The following is a 20,551-nucleotide window of genomic DNA, read 5'->3' on the forward strand; positions in this document are numbered from 1 at the left end:
CAGAGGTCAGGCACCAACTCAGCCGTTGGCCTTGACCAAACCCGTTTCGTAGCCGAGCACGACCAGGGCGACCCGGTCGCGCAGACCGGTCTTGGCCAGGATCCGGCCGATGTGGGTCTTCACGGTCGCCTCCGACAGCGTGAACAGCTGGGCGATCTCGGTGTTCGACAGCCCGCGGGCGACCTCCACCAGCACCTCCCGCTCGCGCGCGGTCAGGTCGGCCAGGTTCGGCACTTCGCGGTTCTCGTCCGGCAGCGCTCCGGCGAAGTGCTCGAGCAGCCGCCGCGTCGTACTCGGCGACACCACCGCGTCGCCCGAATGCACCTGACGGATCGCCGACAGCAGATCGGCCGGCGGTGTGTTCTTCAGCAGGAAGCCGGACGCGCCGGCCTTGATCGCCGCGAACGCGTACTCGTCCAGGTCGAACGTCGTCAGCACGATCACCCTTGGTGCCTGCGGCAACGACTGCACCTGGCGGGTCGCCTCGACGCCGTCCAGCCGGGGCATCCGGACGTCCATCAGTACGACGTCGCTCGCGGTCACCCGCAGCTTCTCCAGCGCCTCACCGCCGTCGCCGGCCTGGCCGACCACCCGCATGTCGGGCTGGGAGTCGACCAGCATGGTGAAGCCGGCCCGGACCAGCTCCTGGTCGTCCACCAGGAAGACCCGGATCACGCCGTCGTCGGTCTCGCTCACGCTGTTGTTCCTCCGGCTCGTTTTCGCTTACTGGTCAACGGGTCCGGCGTACGGGAGCTTGGCGATCACCTCGTAACCACCGCCCGCCTTGGGCCCGGCGTTCACCGTACCGCCGGAGATCGAGGCGCGTTGCCGCATCCCGACCAGTCCGTGGCCCGGGTCGTTGCTCGGCGCGACCCCGCCGCCGCGGCCGTCGTCGGTGACCACCACGGTCAGCATCTCGTGCCCGAAGTCCAGCGTCACGGACGTGCGCGCTCCCGGCCCGGCGTGTTTGAGCGTGTTGGTCAGACCCTCCTGGACGATCCGGTACGCCGTCAGGCCGAGCAGCGCGGGCAGGTCGCGCGGCGTACCGGTGACCTGGTAGTCGACGGTGAGGCCGGCCTCGCGGACGTTCTCGATCAGCTCGGGCAGCGAGGAGACGCCGGGTTGCGGGCGCGGCTGGTTGGGGTCGAGCTCGTTGGCCTCGTCCTGCTTGAGCAGACCGAGCATCTTGCGCATCTCGGTCAGCGACGCGCGCCCGGTGTCGCCGATCGTGGCCAGCGCCTTCTTCGCCTGCTCCGGCGACGCGTCCGCGGCGTACAGGCCGCCGTCGGCCTGGACGATCATGATCGACAGGCCGTGCGCGACCACGTCGTGGATCTCGCGGGCGATCCGGGTGCGCTCGTTGGAGACGGCCAGTGCGGCCTCGCGGTCCCGGTCACGCTCGGCCTGGGCGGCGCGCTCCTCCAGTTGGGCGACGTACAGGCCGCGGGTGCGGCGGCGTTCACCGAAGGCCCAGACCCCGAACACGACCGCGCCGAACGCGACCATCATCGTGATCTGCTGCCGCCAGTCGGAGTTCGCGTAGTACCGGGCGGTGGCCATCAGGACGCCGAGCCCGCCGACGCCGAGGGCGATGCGGCTGTAGCGGACTTCGCCGTACACGGAGATCGTGTACAGCGCGACGAGCAGGCCCACGTTGCCGGCCTGCAGCTCGACCGCGGCCAGCCACTGCAGCACTGCGATCGCCGAGACGCCGAAGAAGACCAGCTCGGGATGGCTGCGCCGCCAGATCAGCGGGACCAGCAGCGCCACGCCGATCACGCCGGCCAACCCGGCCTGGGCCAGCGAGAGGAAGCCGAAGAAGAGCGTCAGCGCACCCGCCAGCAGCAGGTCGAACGCCCTGGACTGCGGCGACACGCGCCGAGCCGTGAAGAACCCCGTCATGCCGGTCAGCGTACGGCGACTTTCCGCCGGAAAGGTCAGTCCACGGGCGGATGTCGGGGTACTACCAGCGTTGCAGACCTACTTGTGCGGGCGGGTCGACAGCGTCGGCTTGGCTTCCAGGCCGGACAGGCCGTTCCAGGCCAGGTTGACCAGGTGCGCGGCGACGTCCGGCTTCTTCGGGCGGCGCGCGTCGAGCCACCACTGCCCGGTCAGCGCGACCATGCCGACCAGCATCTGCGCGTACATCGGCGCGTTTTTCGGGTCCAGCCCGCGGCGCTTGAACTCCTCGGCCAGGATGTGCTCGACCCGGGTGGCGACGTCGCTGAGGATCGAGATGAACGACCCGCTCGACGAGCCGACCGGCGAGTCCCGGACCAGGATCCGGAACCCGTCGGAGGAGTTCTCGATGTAGTCCAGCAGCGCGAGCGCCGCCTGCTCGACCAGCTCGTGCGCCCGGCCCGCGGTCAGCGAGGCGGTCACGGTGTCGAGCAGGCTGCGGACCTCGCGGTCCACGACCACGGCGTACAGGCCCTCCTTGCCGCCGAAGTGCTCGTACACGACCGGCTTGGAGACCTCGGCCTTGGCCGCGATCTCCTCCACCGAGGTCGCCTCGAAGCCCTTCTGGGCGAACAACCCGCGGGCGATGGTGATGAGCTGCTCGCGACGCTCCGCACTCGTCATCCGGATCCGGGTGGACCGCCGCGGTTTGGGTTCCGTCACGTCGAGATCACGTCAGCATCATGCCGTACGGCGGTGTCCCGTGCCGGGAGATTTCCGGCCGGACGCCCGGTGAACGGGCGCCGGCCGGGGATCGCGACGCGGACCCGCTCAGGCCGCGACCTTGGTCCGGCGGCTGCGCGCCGCCTTCTCCGCGGCCTTCTCGGCCGCCTGCTCCGCCGCGCTCACCCGGCGTGCCTCGAGCCGCTCCGGCACCGGCCAGCGCACGTCGCTGACCCAGCCCATCTTCTCGAAGAACCAGATACAGCGCGCCGACGTGTCGAGCTGACCCTTCAGCACGCCGTGCCGCGCGCAGGTCGGGTCGGAGTGGTGCAGGTTGTGCCACGACTCGCCCTGGCTCAGGATCGCCAGCCACCAGACGTTGCCCGACTTGTCCCGGCTCTTGAACGGCCGGTCGCCGATCGTGTGGCAGATCGAGTTGATCGACCAGGTGACGTGGTGCAGCAGCGCGATCCGGACCAGGCTGGCCCAGAAGAACGCGGTCAGCGCGCCCTCGAACGACCAGGACCACAGCCCGCCGATCACGGCCGGCAGCAGGAGCGAGACCAGCACCAGGAACGGGAACATCCGCGAGACCCGGACGATGTCCTTGTCCTTCAGCAGGTCCGGCGCGTACTGCCGCTGCGGAGTCTGCTCGGTGTCGAACAACCACCCGATGTGCGCGTGCAGGAAGCCCTTGGTCAGCGCGCCGAGAGTGTTGCCGTACTTCCACGGGCTGTGCGGGTCGCCGTCGCGGTCGGAGAACTTGTGGTGCTTGCGGTGGTCGGCCACCCAGCGCACCACGGGCCCCTCGATCGCCAGCGAGCCGGCGATCGCCAGGGCGTACTTCATCGCCCGGTTCGGCTTGAACGACTTGTGGGTGAACAGCCGGTGGAAACCGATCGAGATGCCGTGTCCCGCGATCGTGTAGAAGACCACCGCGATCACGATGTCGCGCCACCCGAGGAACCCACCCCAGGCGATCGGCACCGCCGCGAGAACAGCCAGGAACGGGATCCCGATGAACAACGCCAGCGCGACCTGTTCCCAGATCTGTTTGCGTTCACCCCCGAGCGTTCCGGTGTCGATGTCGAGCTCGTCGACGTCCTGGGCGCGGCTCGGCGCCTCCGGTGCTGCCACGGCGGGTGGAGTCATGTCGTGTTCCCTCGAGGTGGAGGACTACTTACCTACGCAACCGTAACCTACGCAACCGTAGGTAGGGAACCCCTCGCGTGTCGCCCCGGTACCCATGGCAAACTGTCCGAACGCACCAGCGGTCCCCCGTGGGGTAATCGGCAGCCCGCGAGACTTTGAATCTCGAAGACCAGGATCGAAACCTGGCGGGGGAGCAACTTCTTGTGCGCGGTGGGGTGGTTCCTTCCCACGCGCCGGCTACGCCCGCTCCTTCGTCGCGTGCTGCGCGGTGCTCCCGCCCGCCCGGTCAGGGGTGCGCGTGCTGGCGCCCGCTTCGTGGGCGCGCTGGCGCGCGGTGGGTGCGCGCTTGGCGCGCGGAGTGCGGCGCTGGCGCGCGCTTGGGCGCTGGCGCGGGGTACCGCGCTTGCGCGTGAGGGGTGCGCGCTTTCGCGCTGAGCACGCGCTGCCGCGCGTATTTTGCGGGCTACCGCCCGCGCGTGCGCTACACGGCGTCCTGCCGGATGACCTGGGCGTAGAGACGGAGGGTCATGGGGCAGCTCGAACTGACGGCCGGAGAGCCGACCCGGTCTGTGCCTCCCTGCCGCTTGCGCTGCCCGAATACGTCGAGTCGATCGGCGAAGTCGACCGCGTCTTGAACATGCTCGTCGGCGATACCCAGCGAATCGAGGTGTACCCCGAGCACGGGTTCGCAAGCCCGCAGCCGATGCCGTCCGAGGTCAAGCGGGCGTACGAGCACCTGGTCGACCACGGGTACACCGCCCGGCTCCTGTAGCTCTCTGCCGAGTTGAATTCTTATGGATCAAGGGCGCGCGTGCCCGGACTGCGGGCGGCGCCGGGGCGCCGTCCTCGCCGGGCCCAACGAGCAGGACGCTTCCTCGTCTACGTGATCTCGACTGCCAATGACCGACGTGTCTGGCGTCTGAGCGCCGGTTAGCCCCGTCCCCCTGGCCGCTCGATTGTCCGGCCAGGGGGACGGGGCGAGTGTGGCGACTTGTCACGGGCCGGTGAGTGGCGTAACGCTGGGCGCATGTCGACACCGATGGGTCCTGTGCCCAGCGGCCAGCTTGTGTCGACCGCCCGGTCTCAGGCGCTGGCGGCGCAGTTCACGCAGGTTGCACCGGAGATCACGCGGACACCTGGCGCTGTGCGTGGCGACGCTGAACTCCTGAAGATGGACGGCACACCAGCGGGCTGGCTTTGGGCGGGAGCGTCCTGGCGCTATCCCGCCGGCTCCGCGACCAACTCGGTGGATCTGACTGTTGAGGTCGCCACCGGCAACGAGCGCGTGCCAACGGTTTGTGACGGAATGGACGCGCCGCCACAGCACCGCTGTTCAGAGGTCCGCACGCTGGCAGACGGATCCACAGCCTTCATCCGCGACTCCATGGTTCGGCTCGTCCGACCGAACGGAACTCAGGTATTCGTGTTCAGTGGTGCTCAGCTGCCGCCGGGATCGATACACGAGGCACTGATAGGCCCCGACAGGGTGGTCGAGATCGCGCAGCAGATCACGGTTACGCCGTGATCGCCTTGGGCTCGTCGTGCGATTAGCGTGCTATTACGGGCGGCCAGCGAAGGTCAAAACAGGACACTCACCGAGCGTCGGTCCACGCGTGGAGACCATGCACGAGCGCACCTCGGACCGATCTTCCAAACTGGCTACTTGCTAACTTGTGCGCGGTGGGGTGGTTTCCCCACGCGCCGGCTTACGCCCGCTCCTTCGTCGCGTGCTGCGCGGTGCTCCCGCCCGCCCGGTCAGGGGTGCGCGTGCTGGCGCCCGCTTCGTGGGCGCGCTGGCGCGCGCTGGGTGCGCGCTTGGCGCGCTGAGTGCCGCGCTGGCGCGCGAATTGCGGGCTGCCGCCCGTTTCGGAGGGCGCGGGGGAGCGCTTGGCGCGCTTTCGCGCTGTCGCCCGGGTAAGCCATTCTTCGCGCTGGCGCGCCGGCTGCCACACCGTGGCGCGCTTGGGCGCTGTCGCGGAGTGCCGCGCTGGCGAACGAGGGTGCGCCAATCGCGCTGAGCACGTGCTCCCGCGCGCATCGGGGGCTGCCACCGGCCTGTGCGCTCCTCATGCGGGCGTTCTGTCGGATGGCGTGGGCGTAGACCCGAAGGGCTGACCGCAGGGCCGGATGCCGAGACGTTCCGCGACCACGTGTACAGAAATTCCGGCCGTCAGCAGCGTGGCGTGATGCATACCGGAGGTCGTGCACCCGAGCCGGCGGCAGTGGCTTCAGAACTGTGGGGGCAGGCTCGTCTAGTAGCGCCGACTTACCGTCCTCGAAATCTTGATCAGTGATGACGCCATCTTCGAAGAGCGCGGACAACCTCCGCAGGCGCGCTTCTGGATCCCCTGGACTCCCCTGCCCGGTTGGGCCGGCCGAACTGGCCGTCGACTCGAAGGTTTCCCGAAGCCGGTCGACGGTCTCACGGAGCTCCTCGCGTGCTGCGCGGTGCTCCCGCGCGCGTTTACGGGCTACCGCCCGCCTATCAGCAGGCCGGGGCAGCTGTGGCGGCGGAGTCCCGCAGATCGTCCCAATCCTCCCGTCGCACGAAGACGAGATCAGTGCTGGCGAGGGCCTGTATCAGTCGATCCGCGCGGAGTGTGCTCTCGACGTACACCAGCGTCGGATAAGCCGCATACTCCGGTTCCGCAGGCTCTTCGAGGTCCTCGTTGGGCTGGACGTAGACCAATTCAGGGAAGTCATCGCGCCGCCAGTCGCCCGCGAGGAAGTAGTCGCCCCCGCGGTAGTCGCTGCTGCGCGGCTCGAACTCAAGCCCGAGGGTGCGGCCCAACAAGTCAGCAACACTCGTCACGTCGTCCATGCCAGCAAACGTCAGCGAGGTCAATGCAGGGCGGCTCACCCGCGGCATTGTGCCCGATCGGCTATTCCTCAGAAGAACCCGGGAACACCCGGAGCACATGTCCGTCCGGGTCCGCGACGCGGAATTCGCCCCCGTCACCCGCATACGGCATCAGGATTTCGGCTTCGTTGCTCGCCAGTCGTTCGTACAGCGCGGCAGGTTCGCTGACGAACAACGCAAGCCACGTACCGGGCTGGCCTTGGCCATTCACGCACCGATAGATCTCGTGCTCGTCCCAGCGGATGATGCCGAAGTCGGCCGGATCTCCGAAGGTGCCAAGGAGTTCGAAGTCGAGGACCTCTGTGTAGAACTTCATGCTGGCCTGTAGATCGGAGACGTTCAGGATCGGGTTGATGTGGATCAGTGCCCCGCCCGTCGAACCCGGCATGATCTGCTCCTTCAAAGTTGATCGTGCTAACGCCGTTGCTAACAGAAGCTGCGGATCGATTGCACAGAGCGCGCCGGCCAAGGCGACGACCTGATCGCGTGATCGGGGGCCACCGCGCTCTCGGCTCAATCCCACCAGAGCGTGACCAGACGAGTCTGGGGCGGAACTTCGATCTCCCGCAGAGGAGGTGCGTCGTTCCACCAGTCGTCCCCCGGCATGTCCGCACCCAACGAGGCTGCCCAGGACCCGACTTCGGCTGGAGATGCTGTCGTCACCACGTAGACGTGGTCGCTGAACGGCCACTCGTCCGGTCCCATCACCTCGGACACGCCAACCCAGACGCTGTGAACATCGGGACGGTCGCGTATGGCGCTCAGAACGCCGTAAAAGTGAGCAGGACCGGGATGGTCGGACAGATTGCTGCCGATCGAGGCGAGATCGTCGTTCCCGTCGAAGAACAACTCCAGACTGACAACGGGCTCGGGGCCGGCCCCGTCGTATCCGCCCTGGCGCGCGATCTCCGCATGGAGTTCGGTCAGCATTCTCACTCCCTCGACTCGGAACTGCGGCCGCCGTCCGGCCCGGCACGAAGCATTCCCGACGATCTGCAGATTTCACACTCACGCTTGGCACTGCGCTCCAGCGCGACGGGTTGGCTGGACGGCAGACGGGAAGACGCGAGACATGCAGGCTTGCCTCAGCAGTGGCCGGTCAGGACCACGACGGTCTGGTCGGTCTCGGACTGCCAGAGTCCGGCCGTCCATTCCAGGTCTCCACTTGCTCGTGGCTCGGCGGTCACGGCGGCGCGGACCGACTGCCACTCGTCCTGTGCGTCTGCCCCAGAGAGCCAGTCCAGCTGACCGCCGGCCCAGTAGAAGAGCACGAGCGGTGCCCCATGCGAGATCACCTCGTCGCAGATTCGACGCTTGGTCCGAGTGCCACGCCTCTGGAAGAGGACTCCATCAGGACTGGTGAGCCGGCCCTGCTCGATGGCGTCCCACTGGGTCTCCGAGAGGTCGACTCGCATGGGACCTATCGTGACGTAGATCCGGCGAGGGGCGAGGAGATGACGCGGGTGATCGACGTTCCGGAGGCGTTCGCGCGCGAGATCAGTGGGCGGGAGAACGCGTCGGGTCGGGCTTGGATTGATGCGCTGCCGGGGCTGGTCGATCAGGCGCTGCGGCAGTGGGAACTGACGCCGTCGGGTGCGGTGATGCACGGCGGGGTTGGCGTCGTCGTACCGGTACGGCGGGGCGACGGGACGGCTGCGGTTTTGAAGATCTCGTTTCCTCATCCTGGCAACGTCGCGGAGCCGAAGGCACTGGCCGTGTGGGCGGGGCGTGGTGCGGTGCGGTTGCTGGAGAACGATGCGCAGGCGTTCGCGATGGTGTTGGAACAGGCGAGTAGAGGCTCCTTGCGGGATGTGCCCGATGCGGTTGAGCGAGTCGTGGTCGCGGGGCGGCTGAATCGTCGGCTGGCGGTGGCGGCGCCGGACGACGTGCCGTCGCTGAGGGTGGTGGCTGAGGGCTGGGCGAAGGAGATCGAGTCACGGCATCGGAGGCTGCGGGCGCCGCTGGCGGGTCGGCTTGTGGGACGCGCGGTCGAGGCCTGTCGTCACCTGGCCGCGGAGCAACCGAACCTGCTGGTTCATGGGGACATGAACTTCAGCAACGTGCTCAGGAGCGAGCGCGAGCCTTGGGTGGTGATCGATCCGAAGGGGTGGGCGGGCGATCCCGCCTATGACGCGGTCTATCTGCTCCGGGACCGCTGGCCCTCGATGGCGGAACTGGTGAAAACGTTGTCGTACCAGCTGGGGGCGTTCGCCGAGGCAGCTGAATTGGATCGGGAGCGAGTCATGCGGTGGGTGCAGGCGTGCGCGGTCAAGGATGCGCTCTGGAGTTTGGAGTTCGGTGAGTCGTCCGAACGGGTTTCCATGAACGAAGCCGTGGCGGGGATCGCCTGCTGAAAGATCAGCGATTGTCTCCGCTACCGCCGAGCATCGAGCGTTTCTGCCGGTCGGCGAGTTTCTCAATGTTGCGCTGGGCAACAGCTTCGAGCGGGACGTCGAAGTAGTCCGCGATCACGGCGACGTACCACAGCGTGTCACCGAGTTCCTTCGTGAGGTCTTCGATGTCCCATTGAGAGAAGTCGCTGTCCTTGTCGCGGACGATCTTCTTCGCCTTCTCGGCGATCTCACCGGTCTCGCCGACCAGCCCGAGCAAGAGATGGAACAGCTCGTTGTGTTTGTCCTTCGGTGCGGCGGTGCGAAGGGCTGCCTGCTGGTAGTCGTTCAGATCCATGCGGAGACTGTAGGCCGCTCAGGTCCCGAGCACACCGACCGCGATCCCGGACAAGCCGAGCAACGTCACCAGCAGGGCAGCCACTTTCTCGGCAGCCGGGGCCGGTCGGGGGTCCTCCCAGTACGTCTTGGCACTGTCCCATTCGAAGCTGACCCCGTCGAAGGTGACCATCCACGCGAGCAGGAACACACCCACTCCAACCGGCAGTCCCACAACGAGCCCTGAGCCAGCCGGTTCCGCAGTGGTTGCGATCACCACAGCGCCCAGCCAGCTCATCGCCGCGACGGCGACGAAGCGGCGGCGTACCCGAGCACGCACAACCGCGATGACCACCGGCCAAGCGACGTACAGGCCGATCAGGAGCGCACGGGACATGCCGCTGATTCAAACACCAAAGCGTCACGGAGCGACGGCCCGGATGATGACCACGTCCTCCTCCTCGACGTCGGCGGGGATCGTCCCGGCGGCCTGCTGGGCCTTCATCAAGGGCCCCAGCGGGCCGCGGACGGAGGAGCGGACCTCGACATCCACCAGACCAGCCCTCCGCAGACGGTCCAGGGTCTTCTCCGTGCCGATCAGCGACGAGTGCACCAGGAGCAGGACACCCCCAGGCGTCAGATGACCGCGAGCCCCGTCGCAAATGGCGTCGAGGACGATGCGCCCGTCGTGCCCGGCCTCCCATGCTCGGCTGGCGCCCCGGCGCGGTACGTCGGGCCGCGGCGAAGGCACGTACGGCGGATTGCTGGCGATCAGGTCGAAGCGTTCGCCGGCGACCGGTCCGAACGTCCGTCCTCTCCGAGTCCGGACGGACACACCGGCCCGGCGCGCGTTCAGCCGCACGGTGAGCAGGGCTCGCCGGGACACGTCGACCGCGGTGGTGTCGGCTCCGCACTGTGCGGCGGTCAGCGCGAGGACGCCGCTGCCGGTGCAGATGTCGAGGGCGCGCGAGCCGGGGCCGAGTGTCTCCGCGCGGATGGCGTCGGCGAGCATCCACGAGTCGGAGATCGGGGCGAAGACGCCGGGCAGGGTCAGCAGTTTCATGCGGTGAACACCTCCGCGAGCCAGGGGACGACGCGCTCCGGTCCGAGCGCGCGAAGTTGATCGACCGGTGGGTCCTCCACCAGCGCCCGTACGTCGTCCAGTCCGCCCGGCGCATACGGCTCGGCGGCGTCGATCAAGTCGTGCAGACGACGGCGGGTAGGCAGGACCGATCCGGTCCGCAGGTCGAGCAGTTCGCCCCGGACGCCGTCGCGGAGCGCGGACCACCGGTTCTCGGCGATCCGCCAGCTCGGTGCGGGCGGCGGCAGCTCGCGGACGTGGTGCTGGTAGGCGAGATGGGCGCCGAGCGCGTGGACGAAGCGAGCGATCGCGCTGGTCCGCTCCACCGTCGCCTGTACGTCGAGCACCCGCAGCTCGAGCGTCCCGTACCGCAGATGCGGCCGCAGCTCCCACCACCACTCCGACGCATCGGCCAAGGTGCTGCCCCGGACCATCCAGGCCAGTTCGTCCGCGAACTCCTCCCAGGAGTTGATGATCGGCGGCACCCCCTGCCGGGGCAGCTCGGACGCGATCACCGGACGGACCGAACACAACCCGGTGTCACGCCCCGCGAAGAAGGGCGCGGCACCAGCCAGCGCGGCCAACTCGGGCAGGACGTCGCGTAACGCGTGATAGACACCCAAGGTGCAATCGGCGTCACCGAACGCCAGATGGACCTGCAGCGACGAAACCAGCTGCCGTCCGATCACCTCGCGGTAGCGATCCCCCAGCCCAGCGGCCCGTTGCGTGGGCGCCAACGCGGTCGGCCCGTCGAGCAGCGGATGAACCGGCGCGGCGATCACGGCCAGGTCCGGTCCGCAGGCATCGGCGACCAACGCCCGGCAGGAGCGCAACTCCTCGACGGCTTCCGTCACCTTCTCGTGCACGGACGTCGCGATCTCGAGCTGGCAGGCGGGCAGCTCCGGCTTCACCCGACGATCACCAGCGGCGGCGACCACCACGGAAGCCTCGGCGGGCATCCAGCTCCCCCGGTGCACCACCACCAGCTCTTCCTCGAACCCGACCGTCCCCGGCACCGTGCTCGCGAACAACGCCCGCAACGACGCGCCATCAGGTACGGCGTGCGCATCAGGTACGGCGTGCGCATCAGGTACGGCGTACGCAGCAGCCGCCTTCGGTACGGCGTTCCGGTCGATCACAGGCAGCACCGAAGCCCTTCGTGCGGACCGGACGCGGACCGCGCCACGGCATCCCTCAGGCTCACTGCCGAACCCGCCCTTCCGATACCCCTCCCGTCTGCCCCGCAATCGGCCCCGGACCGCACGACCTCGCTGACCAGGAAGCTGCCGGCTCAGACACGTTGCGCTCGGCTACGACCCAGGTCGTACGCCGAGTCCATTCCCTGGTCCGACGAGACCGGCGCCGCGAATCAATACCTTCGATGACGTGGGCGGGACAGGCTCGTTCACGAGGTACCTCCAAGGAGACCGATGACCATCCAGACCGGCGAGCTCCCGCTCGGCCGTTTGCCGCAGGACACCGCCCCCCGGACCGCGATCCGCGCCCACGAGCTCCGCAAGGTGTACGGGCAGGGCGACACCGCGGTGGCGGCCCTCGACGGGGTGTCCGTCGACTTCGGGGTCGGCCGGTTCACCGCGATCATGGGCCCGTCGGGCTCCGGCAAGTCGACGCTGATGCACTGCCTGGCGGGCCTCGACACGCCCACGTCGGGCCAGGTGCTGCTGGGCGAGACCGAGCTGACCACGCTGCCGGACGCCGAGCTGACCCGGATCCGCCGCGACCGGATCGGCTTCGTCTTCCAGTCGTTCAACCTGCTCCCGATGCTCTCGGCCAAGGACAACATCCTGCTGCCGCTGGAGCTCGGCAACCGCAAGCCCGACCAGGAGTGGCTCACCACCCTGATCGACGTACTCGGCCTGCAAGACCGCCTCACCCATCGCCCGTCGGAACTGTCCGGCGGCCAGCAGCAGCGCGTGGCCGTCGCGCGCGCACTGGTCGGCCGGCCCGAGGTCGTCTTCGCCGACGAACCGACCGGCAACCTGGACTCCCGCTCCGGCGCCGAGGTGCTCGGCTTCCTGCGCCGCAGCGTGCGCGAGTTCGGCCAGACCGTCGTCATGGTCACCCACGACCCGCTCGCCGCCTCGTACGCCGACCGCGTGGTCCTGCTGGCCGACGGCAAGCTGGCCGGCGAACTGCTCGAGCCGACGCCGGAGACCGTGCTCGGCGCCCTGCGGCAGCTGGGGGCCTGACCGTGCGACGCTCCATCCTCTCCTCGCTGCGCGCCCATCTGGGCCGCCTGATCGCCGCCTGCCTGGCGATCGTGCTGGGGGTCGGCTTCGGCACCCTGGCGCTGTCCGTGCACGCCTCGGCGTCGCACGGGATCGACGAGACCATCGGCAAGGCCAACGCCGGGGTCGACGCGGTGGTGGTCAGCAACGACCGCTCGGTCGAGGCCAAGGACGTGGCCGCGATCCGCAAGCTGCCGCAGGCCGCGTCGGTTGTCGTCGACACCGGTGCGTACCTGCAGGTCCAGTGGGCCGGTCAGGTCCGCCCGACGTACCTCGGGGTGAAGGCGCTCTACGACACCTCGAAGATCGCCGGCCCCACGACGTCGCAGGGCCGGTTGCCCGCCAGCACGCTCGAGATCGCGCTCCCGGCCCGGACGGCCGAGAAGAACAAGGTCGCCCTCGGCAGCAAGCTCCAGCTCAGCTCGTACGACGACAAGCGCTGGACCGTGACCGTGGTCGGCATCCTCGACGACGGGACCAGCTTCGGTTCCGGCTCGGCCGTGGCGACGCCGCAGTCGGTGAAGATCTTCGAGCCGCAGAGCTACATCAACCAGATCAAGGTCGCCGCCCAGCCCGGCACCGACCAGGAGGCCCTGGTCGCCGCGATCACGCCGATCGCGTCCGGCCTGCAGGTCTACACCGGTACCGGCTGGATCGACCACGAGGTGAAGGGCCTGACCAACGGCATCGACGTGCTCGGCGGCGTGTTCGGCATGTTCGCCGTGATCGCGCTGTTCGTCGCCTGCCTGGTGATCGCCAACACCTTCACGATCGTGATCGCCCAGCGGACCCGCGAGATGGCGCTGCTGCGCTGCGTCGGCGCCTCCCGCCGGCAGGTGTTCTCCTCGGTGCTCGCCGAAGCGGCCGTGGTCGGCCTGGTCGCCTCCGCGGTCGGTGTGGTGGTCGGGATCGCGCTGTCCGCGCTCGGCCTCGCGCTGTCGCGGGAGTTCGACCTGGAACTGCCGCCGATCAGCCTGCACCTCGACCTGGTGTCGATCTTCGCGCCGCTGCTGCTCGGCACCGTCGCGACCGTACTGGCCGCGATCGTCCCGGCCCGCCGCGCCACCAAGGTCGCGCCGCTGGCGGCCCTGCGCCCCGAGGCGGCCCCGGTGGCCGCGTCGAAGCGCGGCATCGTCCGGATCGTGCTCGGCTTCCTGCTCCTGGCCGGCGGCGGACTGTTGCTGGCAGCAAGCGCTGCGAGCGGTCAGGTCGTGATCGGCGTCGGCGGCGGTGTGCTCTCGTTCGTCGGCGTACTGGCGGTCGGTTCGCTGCTCGTCCCGGCGTTGGTCCGGCTGCTCGGCGCGCTGCCGGCCCGCAAGGGCGGCGTACCGGCTCGGATCGCGGTGGCGAACGCCGTCCGCAACCCCCGCCGTACGGCGGCCACCACGTCCGCGCTGCTGATCGGTGTCACGTTGATCAGCCTGACCTGTGTGGGCATCGCGTCGGTGCGCAAGACCTTCGACGTCACGATGGACGACGAGTTCCCGGTCGACCTGATGGTCCGCACGTACGACGCGAAGCTCCCGGCCAGCGCGGAGCAGCAACTGCGCGACATCAAGGGCATCACCCAGGTCGTTCCGGTCCGCAGCGTCGAGGTGAAGGCCGGGCAGGAGACGCTGAGCATCACCGGTGTCGACCAGGCCAAGACCGGCTCGGTCGTCCACAACCCGCAGCTGGTCAGCCAGTTGCGGCCGGGGGTCGTCCTGCTCGACAAGCCGACCATGCGGATGCTGTCCGTGCAGGAGGGTTCAGACCTCACGCTGGTTTCGGGTGGCAACAAGCTCACCCTGAAAGCTCATCAAGCCGTCGGTCTGGACCCGATCACGCTCACCGACGCCGACCTGCAACGACTGGCACCGCAGGCGAAGGTCTCCGGTTTTTGGTTGGCCTCCGATCCCAAGGCTGACGGGTCCGACGTGATCGACGCGGTCCAGCAGTCGCTGCCGACGGTGAAGGTGCTGAACGTCGAAGGCGGTCTGGCCGAGCGCAGCAGCTACACCAAGGTCTTCGACGTACTGCTGATCGTCGCAGTCGGCCTGCTCGGCGTCTCGGTGTTGATCGCGCTGGTCGGCGTCGGCAACACGCTCAGCCTGTCGGTGCTCGAGCGCACCCGGGAGAACGCGTTGCTGAGGGCAATGGGTCTGACCCGCCGCCAGCTCCGCGGCATGCTCGCCGTCGAATCGTTGCTGATGGCCCTGGTCGCGGCCGGACTGGGCATCGTGCTCGGCCTGGTCTACGGCTGGACCGGCACCGCGGCGCTGATGAGTTCGCAGACCGACGGCAAGGTCCAGTACGCCGTACCGGTCGGCCTGCTGGTCACGATCGCGCTCGTCGCGGCGGTCGCGGGTCTGCTCGCGTCGGTCCTGCCGGCCCGTCGCGCGGCGAAGGTCGCCCCCGCTGGGGCCCTCGCCTCGGAGTAGTTCCCCTGTTGGCGTCCGAAGAACCGAGGCCTATGGCGCTCGGTTCTTCGGACGCTGCGGGTCGTCAGACGATCTCGATGCGGTTGCCGTGGCCGTCGGCGGTGTGAAAGCGGCGGCGGCCGGGGATGGTGTCGTTGTCCCAGGTCACCGGATAGCCGAGTGCTTCCAACTTGGCGGCCAGTGCGTCCAGGTCGTCGACCGCCAACGCCGGATGTGCTTTCCGGGCCGGCCGGAAGTCGGCCTCCACCCCGACGTGGATCTCGGCGTCGCCTTGCTTGAACCAGCACCCGCCCCTTGCCGCCAGCAACGGTGGCTTCGCGATCTCGGTCAACCCGAGCGCGTCGCGGTAGAACGCCCGCGCCACCTCCTCACCGCCCGGCGGGCAGGACACCTGCACGTGGTCGAGCCGCGTCACCGCTCCGCCTTCCGCGCCACCGCGAAGATCCGCCGGAACGGCAGCAACGTGCCGAACTCCCGCCGCGGATAAGCCTCCGCGAGCCTTGCGCCGTACTCGACCTCGAACTGTTGGCGTAGACCGTCGGGCAACGACTGCAGCACCGGCCGCGCACCGGTCCCCTTCACCCACTCCAGTACGGCGTTGTCGCCTTGCAGCAGATGGTTGTACGTCGTCTCCCAGGCGTCGACCGTGCACCCGAGCGCACTGAGCGCCTCGACGTACTCCGCCGGCCCCGGAACGTCCGGGCGCAGCGACTTGCCCGCCGCGTACTCCGCGTACGGCGGTCGCCCGGCCAGCTCGCGCAGGATGGCGTGCGAGGGCGCGTCGCCGTTGCCCGGGATCTGGATCGCGAGCCAGCCGCCTGGCCGGAGCGCGTCGACGAAGCCGGGCAGCAGGTCGAGTTGCTCGGGGATCCACTGCAGCGTGGCGTTCGTGACGATCACGTCGATTGATTCTGTGGGGGCGGACCAGTCGCGAAGGTCACCGACCTCGAAGGTCAGGCGGGCGGCGATCGCGGGGTCGGATCGGAGCTTCTCGGCCTCGGCGATCATCTCGGCGGAGCTGTCGACACCGTGGATCGTTGCCGAGGGCCACCGGTCGAGGAGACCGACGGTGAGGTTGCCGGGGCCGCAGCCGAGGTCGAGGACGACGGGGTTGTGGGCGTCGGCGGTTGGCGCGGTGGGCGCGCCAACGGCGGCCGCATCGGGAACGCCTACCGTGGCCGCGTCGCGAGCGCCGGCCGCGGGCGCGGCAGCCGCGCCGGGAACGCCACAAGCGGCCGCATCGGCGGCGCCGGGAGCGCCGACCGCTGGCGCCTCTGCACTTACCCCAGGTCCACCCGCCTGCCCAGCCCCGGGGAGCGCGCCGATGCGGCCGACCAGGTCGGCGAACGGGCGGCCCCGCTCGTCGGCGTACTTGCCGTACTGCTGCGGGTTCCACACCGGGGACGTGCGCATCGCGGCTCCTCTTTGCGAGATCTCTTGACGTCAAGATACCTACGCTCTCACCCTACGCTCGCGAGGTGTCTTGATGTCAAGAGTCTTGACGGATACTCTCGATCCCATGAAAGACGAGGTCGACCGGCTGATCGAGGCCTGGCGCCGGGAGCGCCCCGATCTCGACGTGGCGCCCATGGAGGTGCTGTCCCGGGTGAGCAGGCTCGCCCGGCACCTGGACCGCGCCCGCAGTCAGGCGTTCGCGACGCACGGACTGGAGTCCTGGGAGTTCGACGTCCTGGCCGCCCTGCGCCGCGCCGGCGCGCCGTACCAACTCTCCCCCGGCCGGCTCCTCAAGGAGACGCTCGTGACCTCCGGCACGATGACGAACCGCGTCGACCGCCTGGCTGCGCGCGGCCTGGTCGAGCGCCTCCCGGATCCGGCCGACCGCCGCGGCGTACTGGTTCAACTCACCACCGCAGGCCGCGACGCGGTCGACGCAGCCCTCGCCGATCTCCTCACCCACGAGCGCACCCTGCTGGCCGCCGTCACCGACCGCGACCAGGCCAAACTCGCCCGGCTCCTGCGCGATCTAGTCGGTCCCTTCGACCAGGAAACGCATTGAAGGTTCAACCTCCGGAAACCGGCCGAATAACGCTCGAATAATCCGAAAAGACGGCGCGTCACTTAATACCCGACCCGATCGTTGCTAGTTGCAACCGGATCGTGAAGGTGCTGTAGCGAACGACTGTCGACACTGAGTCACCATGCGCACTAATGTCCTCACTGTCGGTGTGTTTATGGCTACGCATCGTTGCGAACAAGGTCTTTCGGCGGCAAGAGGTGGTTCGCCGAGAGAGGTCGATGGTGTCCGGGGCTCGGGGCCCGGACAACGTGGACCGGCACGGGGCCCGCTCACCCAGGTGGTGGTCGCGGCGTCGCTCCCAATCACAGGGGATGGGAGCGCACGCCGCGATTCACGGCGTCGGGGAATTTGATCATGTATACACAAGCCGAGAATGCTGGATATTTCGGTGCGTCAGGAGTCCGTGCGTTGTGGTGGTTACCCGGCGGTTTTACTGAGTTCAACCGGCCAGTAACCCCGATGCGCCGTGCGGAAGCGCACAGTTGGTGCTTCTGGAGGGCAGGACTGCGTGCATGCGGCGCCACAGTCGATGCGGGATAGCAGTTGCGTGGGTGCCGAAGCGACACCCGTACTCGGGGCGTCGGGCGCATCCCCACGTTTCCTCGACCGACCACAGCGTGTCCTCGCGCAATCAGGGCATCCCGCGAGGGCGAATATGCACTCCGTGAGCGCGGAGGCCACCGCCGGCCACAGCGCCCGCTGAAGCGGCCGGCCACCGGCTCGCTGCGGTGAGTCGTGTCGGGCGCTCGCCGACCGCCCCTTCTGCAGATCCGTAGCGCGCCCGTTACCTTGCGCGTCCTCACGCGACAGCGCGCGCTCAGCGCGAGCGCGACCCTCGCGCGACAGCGCATACCTCAGCGCGACAGCGCGCACCCCGGCGCGAAGCGCGCACTCGCGGCAGCGCGTCCTCCCGCGGCAGCGCGTACTCAGCGCGAAGCGCGACCCTCGCGCGACAGCGCATACCTCAGCGCGACAGCGCGCACCCCGGCGCGAAGCGCGCACTCGCGGCAGCGCGTACTCAGCGCGAAGCGCGTACCCGGGCGCGGCAGCGCGCCCTCGCGCGGCAGCGCGCACTCCTGATCGGGCGGGCGGGAGCACCGCGTAGCACGCGACGAAGGAGCGCGCGGAGCGGCGCGTGGGGAAGAACCCCTCCCCCACGTACTAACTCTCCGCCCGCTCCGCCGCTTCCAGCCAAGCGCTCTCCAGCTCTTCGCGTTCCTCGTTCAGCTTGCGCAGTTCGGTGTCGAGCTCCGCGAGCCGGCCGTAGTCGCTGGCGTGGGCGGCGAGTTGGTCGTGCAGCTTCTTCTCGGTGTCGGCCAGCTTGGACAGCTGTCGCTCAAGCCGGTTCAGCTCCTTCTTCGCGGCCCGAGCCGCGGCAGCGTCGACCGGGGCGGGGGCGGGAGCGCTCGACGTACCAGCGCTTGACGTACCAACGCTCATCTCAGAGGCCGCGGCCGCCCCGGCAACACCACCACCCGAAGACACGACCCGACGCCCCGGCGCACCAGTTTCGAGCTCGTCCAGATACTGCTCGACCCCGCGCGGCAGATGCCGCACCTTCCCGTCGCCCATGATCGCGTAGACCATGTCGCTGACCCGCTCGAGGAAGTACCGGTCGTGCGTGACCACCACGACCACCCCGGGCCAGCTGTCGAGGAAGTCCTCCAGCACGGTCAGCGTCTCGACGTCCAGGTCGTTGGTGGGCTCGTCGAGGATCAGCACGTTCGGCTCGTCCAGCAGGATCCGCAGTAGTTGCAGCCGGCGCCGTTCGCCACCGGACAGATCGCTGATCCGCGTGGTCAGCTTGTCGCCGGTGAAGCCGAACCGCTCGAGCAGCTGCGACGAGGTCAGCTCACCGCTGTGCCCGGCCAGCGCGGCCGTGCGCTTGATGTCGGTGATGTGCGCGAGCACGGTCTTCATGCCGTCGACCTCGTCGAGGGTCTGCGACAGGTTCGCGATCCGGACCGTCTTGCCCTGCTTGACCAGGCCGGCGTCCGGCGCCAGCTGACCGGTCAGCACCTTGAGGAACGTCGTCTTGCCGGCGCCGTTCGGGCCGAGCAGCCCGATCCGGTCGGCCGGGCCCAGCCGGAACGTGACGTGGTCGAGCATCACCCGGTCGCCGAATTTCAACGTGACGTTCTCCGCGTCGTACACGTCCTTGCCCAGCCGGGACGTCGCCAGCTTCGACAGCGCGAGCTTGTCGCGCGGGGCCGGCTCGTTCTCGATCAGGGCGTTCGCGGCGTCGATCCGGAACTTCGGCTTCGACGTCCGGGCCGGTGCGCCGCGGCGCAGCCAGGCGAGCTCCTTCTTCAGCAGGTTCTGTCGTTTGGCCTCGCTGACCTGCTCGGAACGCGAACGCTCGGCCTTGGCCAGCACGTACGCCGCGTAGCCACCGTCGTACGACGAAACGCGGCCGCCCTGCACCTCCCAGGTCTGCGTGCAGACCGCGTCGAGGAACCATCGGTCGTGGGTGACGACGATCAGCGCGCCGGCCCGGTCGACCACGTGCGCGGCGAGCCAGTTGACCGCCTCGATGTCCAGGTGGTTGGTCGGCTCGTCGAGAACCAGCAGGTCGACATCCGTCAGCAGCAGCCTCGCCAGGGAGGTCCGCCGGCGCTCACCACCACTCAGCGTGCCGATCAGCGCCTCGTGGTCGATCTCACCGAGCAGGTGCTCCATCACGGAACGCGCTCGCGGGTCGGCCGCCCAGGTGTAGGTCTCGGCGTCGCCGAGCACCGCCTGGCTGACGGTGAGGTTCGGGTCCAGGTCGTCGCTCTGGCCGAGGTAGCCCAGGCGGAGGTCCCGGTTCTGCGTGACGCGGCCGTCGTCCGGCTCCTCCCGGCGGGCGAGGAGCTGCAGCAGCGTCGACTTGCCGTCCCCGTTCCGCCCGACCACTCCGACCCGGTCGCCCCGGCCGACGCCGAGACTCACCTTGTCGAGCAGAAGCCGGGTGCCGAAGCCTTTGGAGACGGCTTCGAGATTGACCAGATTGGGTGCGGGGGTGGCAGCCATAACCGCCCCAGGGTACGTGATCACGCAGGCGGGCCCGGACGGTGCCGCGGCGGTGGGACGAGGCCCACCGCCGCGGCGTACGGGCTACTGGTGGTTGAGGTGGAGCAGGTACTGCTTGAGGTTGAGCGGGTTGCCGTCCGTGCGGGGGCGGGTGGGCGGCGTACCGGGGACGGGGTGGTACGCCGCGAAGGTGCTCAGCAGGATGCCTTCGCCGTGGGTGAGGCCGGGGAGTTGGGTCTCGAAGGCGTGGACGCGGCCGGCTGGGATCAGGCCGGTGAGTTGGGCGTGCGTGGCGTCGATCCGGCTGGTTTCGACGGTGGCGTGGGCCTCGGCCAGACGGCCCAGGACGGGTGCGACCGCGTCGGGCGGCAGGTCGAGCTCGAAGTGGTTCACCGGCTCGACGACTGTGGTGCCGGCCTGGTCGAGGGCTTCGAGCAGGACCAGCCGGGAC

The 20,551-nt window shown here is 69.0% G+C and carries 22 protein-coding genes and 1 tRNA gene; 7 read left to right on the forward strand and 16 right to left on the reverse strand.

The genetic code is table 11. The features are described 5' to 3' along the window. Nucleotides 1-18: 18 nt before the first annotated feature. The 4 genes from ACQPXM_RS33270 to ACQPXM_RS33285 form a co-directional block, all read right to left on the reverse strand. Nucleotides 19-621 (reverse strand): response regulator, encoded by a 603-nt coding sequence (locus ACQPXM_RS33270; RefSeq protein WP_432951136.1) that lies wholly within the window; start codon nt 619-621, stop codon nt 19-21. A gap of 102 nt (nt 622-723) precedes the next feature. Beyond that, complete coding sequence (locus ACQPXM_RS33275) at nt 724-1,902, reverse strand: sensor histidine kinase (RefSeq protein ID WP_432941275.1); 1,179 nt, start codon at nt 1,900-1,902, stop codon at nt 724-726. A 78-nt stretch (nt 1,903-1,980) separates the two neighbouring features. Then, nucleotides 1,981-2,622 (reverse strand): TetR/AcrR family transcriptional regulator, encoded by a 642-nt coding sequence (locus tag ACQPXM_RS33280; protein ID WP_432941277.1) that lies wholly within the window; start codon nt 2,620-2,622, stop codon nt 1,981-1,983. A 108-nt stretch (nt 2,623-2,730) separates the two neighbouring features. After that, nucleotides 2,731-3,774 (reverse strand): acyl-CoA desaturase, encoded by a 1,044-nt coding sequence (locus ACQPXM_RS33285; RefSeq protein ID WP_432941279.1) that lies wholly within the window; start codon nt 3,772-3,774, stop codon nt 2,731-2,733. 122 nt (nt 3,775-3,896) lie between these two features. Here ACQPXM_RS33285 and ACQPXM_RS33290 point away from each other — a divergent pair. From ACQPXM_RS33290 to ACQPXM_RS33300, 3 genes are all read left to right on the forward strand, one after another. After that, nucleotides 3,897-3,968 (forward strand) — tRNA-Gln (locus ACQPXM_RS33290). A gap of 443 nt (nt 3,969-4,411) precedes the next feature. Further along, nucleotides 4,412-4,546, forward strand: a complete 135-nt coding sequence (locus ACQPXM_RS33295) for a hypothetical protein (protein WP_432941282.1) — start codon at nt 4,412-4,414, stop codon at nt 4,544-4,546. 255 nt (nt 4,547-4,801) lie between these two features. Then, a complete protein-coding gene (locus ACQPXM_RS33300) occupies nt 4,802-5,299 on the forward strand; it encodes a hypothetical protein (RefSeq protein WP_432941284.1) in 498 nt (165 codons plus the stop codon). Between the two features lie 960 nt (nt 5,300-6,259). Here ACQPXM_RS33300 and ACQPXM_RS33305 read toward each other — a convergent pair. The 4 genes from ACQPXM_RS33305 to ACQPXM_RS33320 all read right to left on the reverse strand — a co-directional run bounded on the left by ACQPXM_RS33305 (nt 6,260) and on the right by ACQPXM_RS33320 (nt 8,049). Then, nucleotides 6,260-6,595, reverse strand: coding sequence for a hypothetical protein (locus ACQPXM_RS33305; RefSeq protein WP_432941286.1), 336 nt, complete (start codon nt 6,593-6,595; stop codon nt 6,260-6,262). A 61-nt stretch (nt 6,596-6,656) separates the two neighbouring features. Continuing rightward, nucleotides 6,657-7,022: a VOC family protein gene (locus ACQPXM_RS33310; RefSeq protein WP_432941288.1), complete on the reverse strand. Its 366-nt coding sequence runs from the start codon at nt 7,020-7,022 to the stop codon at nt 6,657-6,659. A 125-nt stretch (nt 7,023-7,147) separates the two neighbouring features. Continuing rightward, nucleotides 7,148-7,564: a hypothetical protein gene (locus ACQPXM_RS33315; protein ID WP_432941291.1), complete on the reverse strand. Its 417-nt coding sequence runs from the start codon at nt 7,562-7,564 to the stop codon at nt 7,148-7,150. Between the two features lie 155 nt (nt 7,565-7,719). Continuing rightward, nucleotides 7,720-8,049: a hypothetical protein gene (locus ACQPXM_RS33320; protein WP_432941293.1), complete on the reverse strand. Its 330-nt coding sequence runs from the start codon at nt 8,047-8,049 to the stop codon at nt 7,720-7,722. A gap of 48 nt (nt 8,050-8,097) precedes the next feature. On the opposite strand from ACQPXM_RS33320, the gene ACQPXM_RS33325 reads away from it, so the two are divergent. Beyond that, nucleotides 8,098-8,988 carry an aminoglycoside phosphotransferase family protein gene (locus tag ACQPXM_RS33325; protein WP_432941295.1) on the forward strand — a complete coding sequence of 297 codons (891 nt, stop codon included), beginning with the start codon at nt 8,098-8,100 and terminating at the stop codon, nt 8,986-8,988. A gap of 4 nt (nt 8,989-8,992) precedes the next feature. On the opposite strand, the gene ACQPXM_RS33330 is transcribed toward ACQPXM_RS33325, so the two are convergent. Genes ACQPXM_RS33330 through ACQPXM_RS33345 form a run of 4 tightly spaced genes read right to left on the reverse strand, consistent with a single transcriptional unit; the run spans nt 8,993 to nt 11,520 of the window. Further along, nucleotides 8,993-9,322, reverse strand: coding sequence for a nucleoside triphosphate pyrophosphohydrolase family protein (locus ACQPXM_RS33330; RefSeq protein ID WP_432941298.1), 330 nt, complete (start codon nt 9,320-9,322; stop codon nt 8,993-8,995). A gap of 18 nt (nt 9,323-9,340) precedes the next feature. Beyond that, nucleotides 9,341-9,697: a hypothetical protein gene (locus ACQPXM_RS33335; protein WP_432941300.1), complete on the reverse strand. Its 357-nt coding sequence runs from the start codon at nt 9,695-9,697 to the stop codon at nt 9,341-9,343. Between the two features lie 24 nt (nt 9,698-9,721). After that, nucleotides 9,722-10,363, reverse strand: coding sequence for a methyltransferase (locus ACQPXM_RS33340; RefSeq protein ID WP_432941302.1), 642 nt, complete (start codon nt 10,361-10,363; stop codon nt 9,722-9,724). Further along, entirely contained in the window at nt 10,360-11,520 is a 1,161-nt protein-coding gene (locus ACQPXM_RS33345; protein WP_432941304.1) for a carboxylate-amine ligase, read from the reverse strand. Before ACQPXM_RS33345 ends, ACQPXM_RS33340 begins: the two co-directional genes overlap by 4 nt. A 291-nt stretch (nt 11,521-11,811) precedes the next feature. Here ACQPXM_RS33345 and ACQPXM_RS33350 point away from each other — a divergent pair, with 291 nt between their 5' ends. Next, entirely contained in the window at nt 11,812-12,591 is a 780-nt protein-coding gene (locus ACQPXM_RS33350) for an ABC transporter ATP-binding protein (RefSeq protein ID WP_432941306.1), read from the forward strand. 2 nt (nt 12,592-12,593) lie between these two features. Next, nucleotides 12,594-15,050 carry an ABC transporter permease gene (locus ACQPXM_RS33355; protein WP_432941310.1) on the forward strand — a complete coding sequence of 819 codons (2,457 nt, stop codon included), beginning with the start codon at nt 12,594-12,596 and terminating at the stop codon, nt 15,048-15,050. A 64-nt stretch (nt 15,051-15,114) separates the two neighbouring features. Here ACQPXM_RS33355 and ACQPXM_RS33360 read toward each other — a convergent pair whose 3' ends face one another. Both ACQPXM_RS33360 and ACQPXM_RS33365 read right to left on the reverse strand, forming a co-directional pair. Continuing rightward, on the reverse strand, nt 15,115-15,465 hold the full coding sequence (locus ACQPXM_RS33360; RefSeq protein ID WP_432941315.1) for a VOC family protein: 351 nt from the start codon (nt 15,463-15,465) through the stop codon (nt 15,115-15,117). After that, nucleotides 15,462-16,463: a methyltransferase domain-containing protein gene (locus tag ACQPXM_RS33365; protein WP_432941318.1), complete on the reverse strand. Its 1,002-nt coding sequence runs from the start codon at nt 16,461-16,463 to the stop codon at nt 15,462-15,464. The genes ACQPXM_RS33360 and ACQPXM_RS33365 overlap by 4 nt, the downstream gene beginning before the upstream one ends. A 106-nt stretch (nt 16,464-16,569) precedes the next feature. On the opposite strand from ACQPXM_RS33365, the gene ACQPXM_RS33370 reads away from it, so the two are divergent. Continuing rightward, entirely contained in the window at nt 16,570-17,067 is a 498-nt protein-coding gene (locus ACQPXM_RS33370; protein WP_432941320.1) for a MarR family winged helix-turn-helix transcriptional regulator, read from the forward strand. A gap of 1,182 nt (nt 17,068-18,249) precedes the next feature. Here the strand turns inward: ACQPXM_RS33370 and ACQPXM_RS33375 are convergent. Together ACQPXM_RS33375 and ACQPXM_RS33380 are read right to left on the reverse strand one after the other, a co-directional pair. Next, entirely contained in the window at nt 18,250-20,100 is a 1,851-nt protein-coding gene (locus ACQPXM_RS33375) for an ABC-F family ATP-binding cassette domain-containing protein (protein ID WP_432941323.1), read from the reverse strand. Nucleotides 20,101-20,184: 84 nt separating this feature from the next. Beyond that, a complete protein-coding gene (locus ACQPXM_RS33380) occupies nt 20,185-20,493 on the reverse strand; it encodes a hypothetical protein (RefSeq protein ID WP_432941326.1) in 309 nt (102 codons plus the stop codon). Nucleotides 20,494-20,551: the final 58 nt, after the last annotated feature.

Source organism: Kribbella sp. CA-253562, from assembly GCF_050942265.1.
Classification (GTDB): domain Bacteria; phylum Actinomycetota; class Actinomycetes; order Propionibacteriales; family Kribbellaceae; genus Kribbella.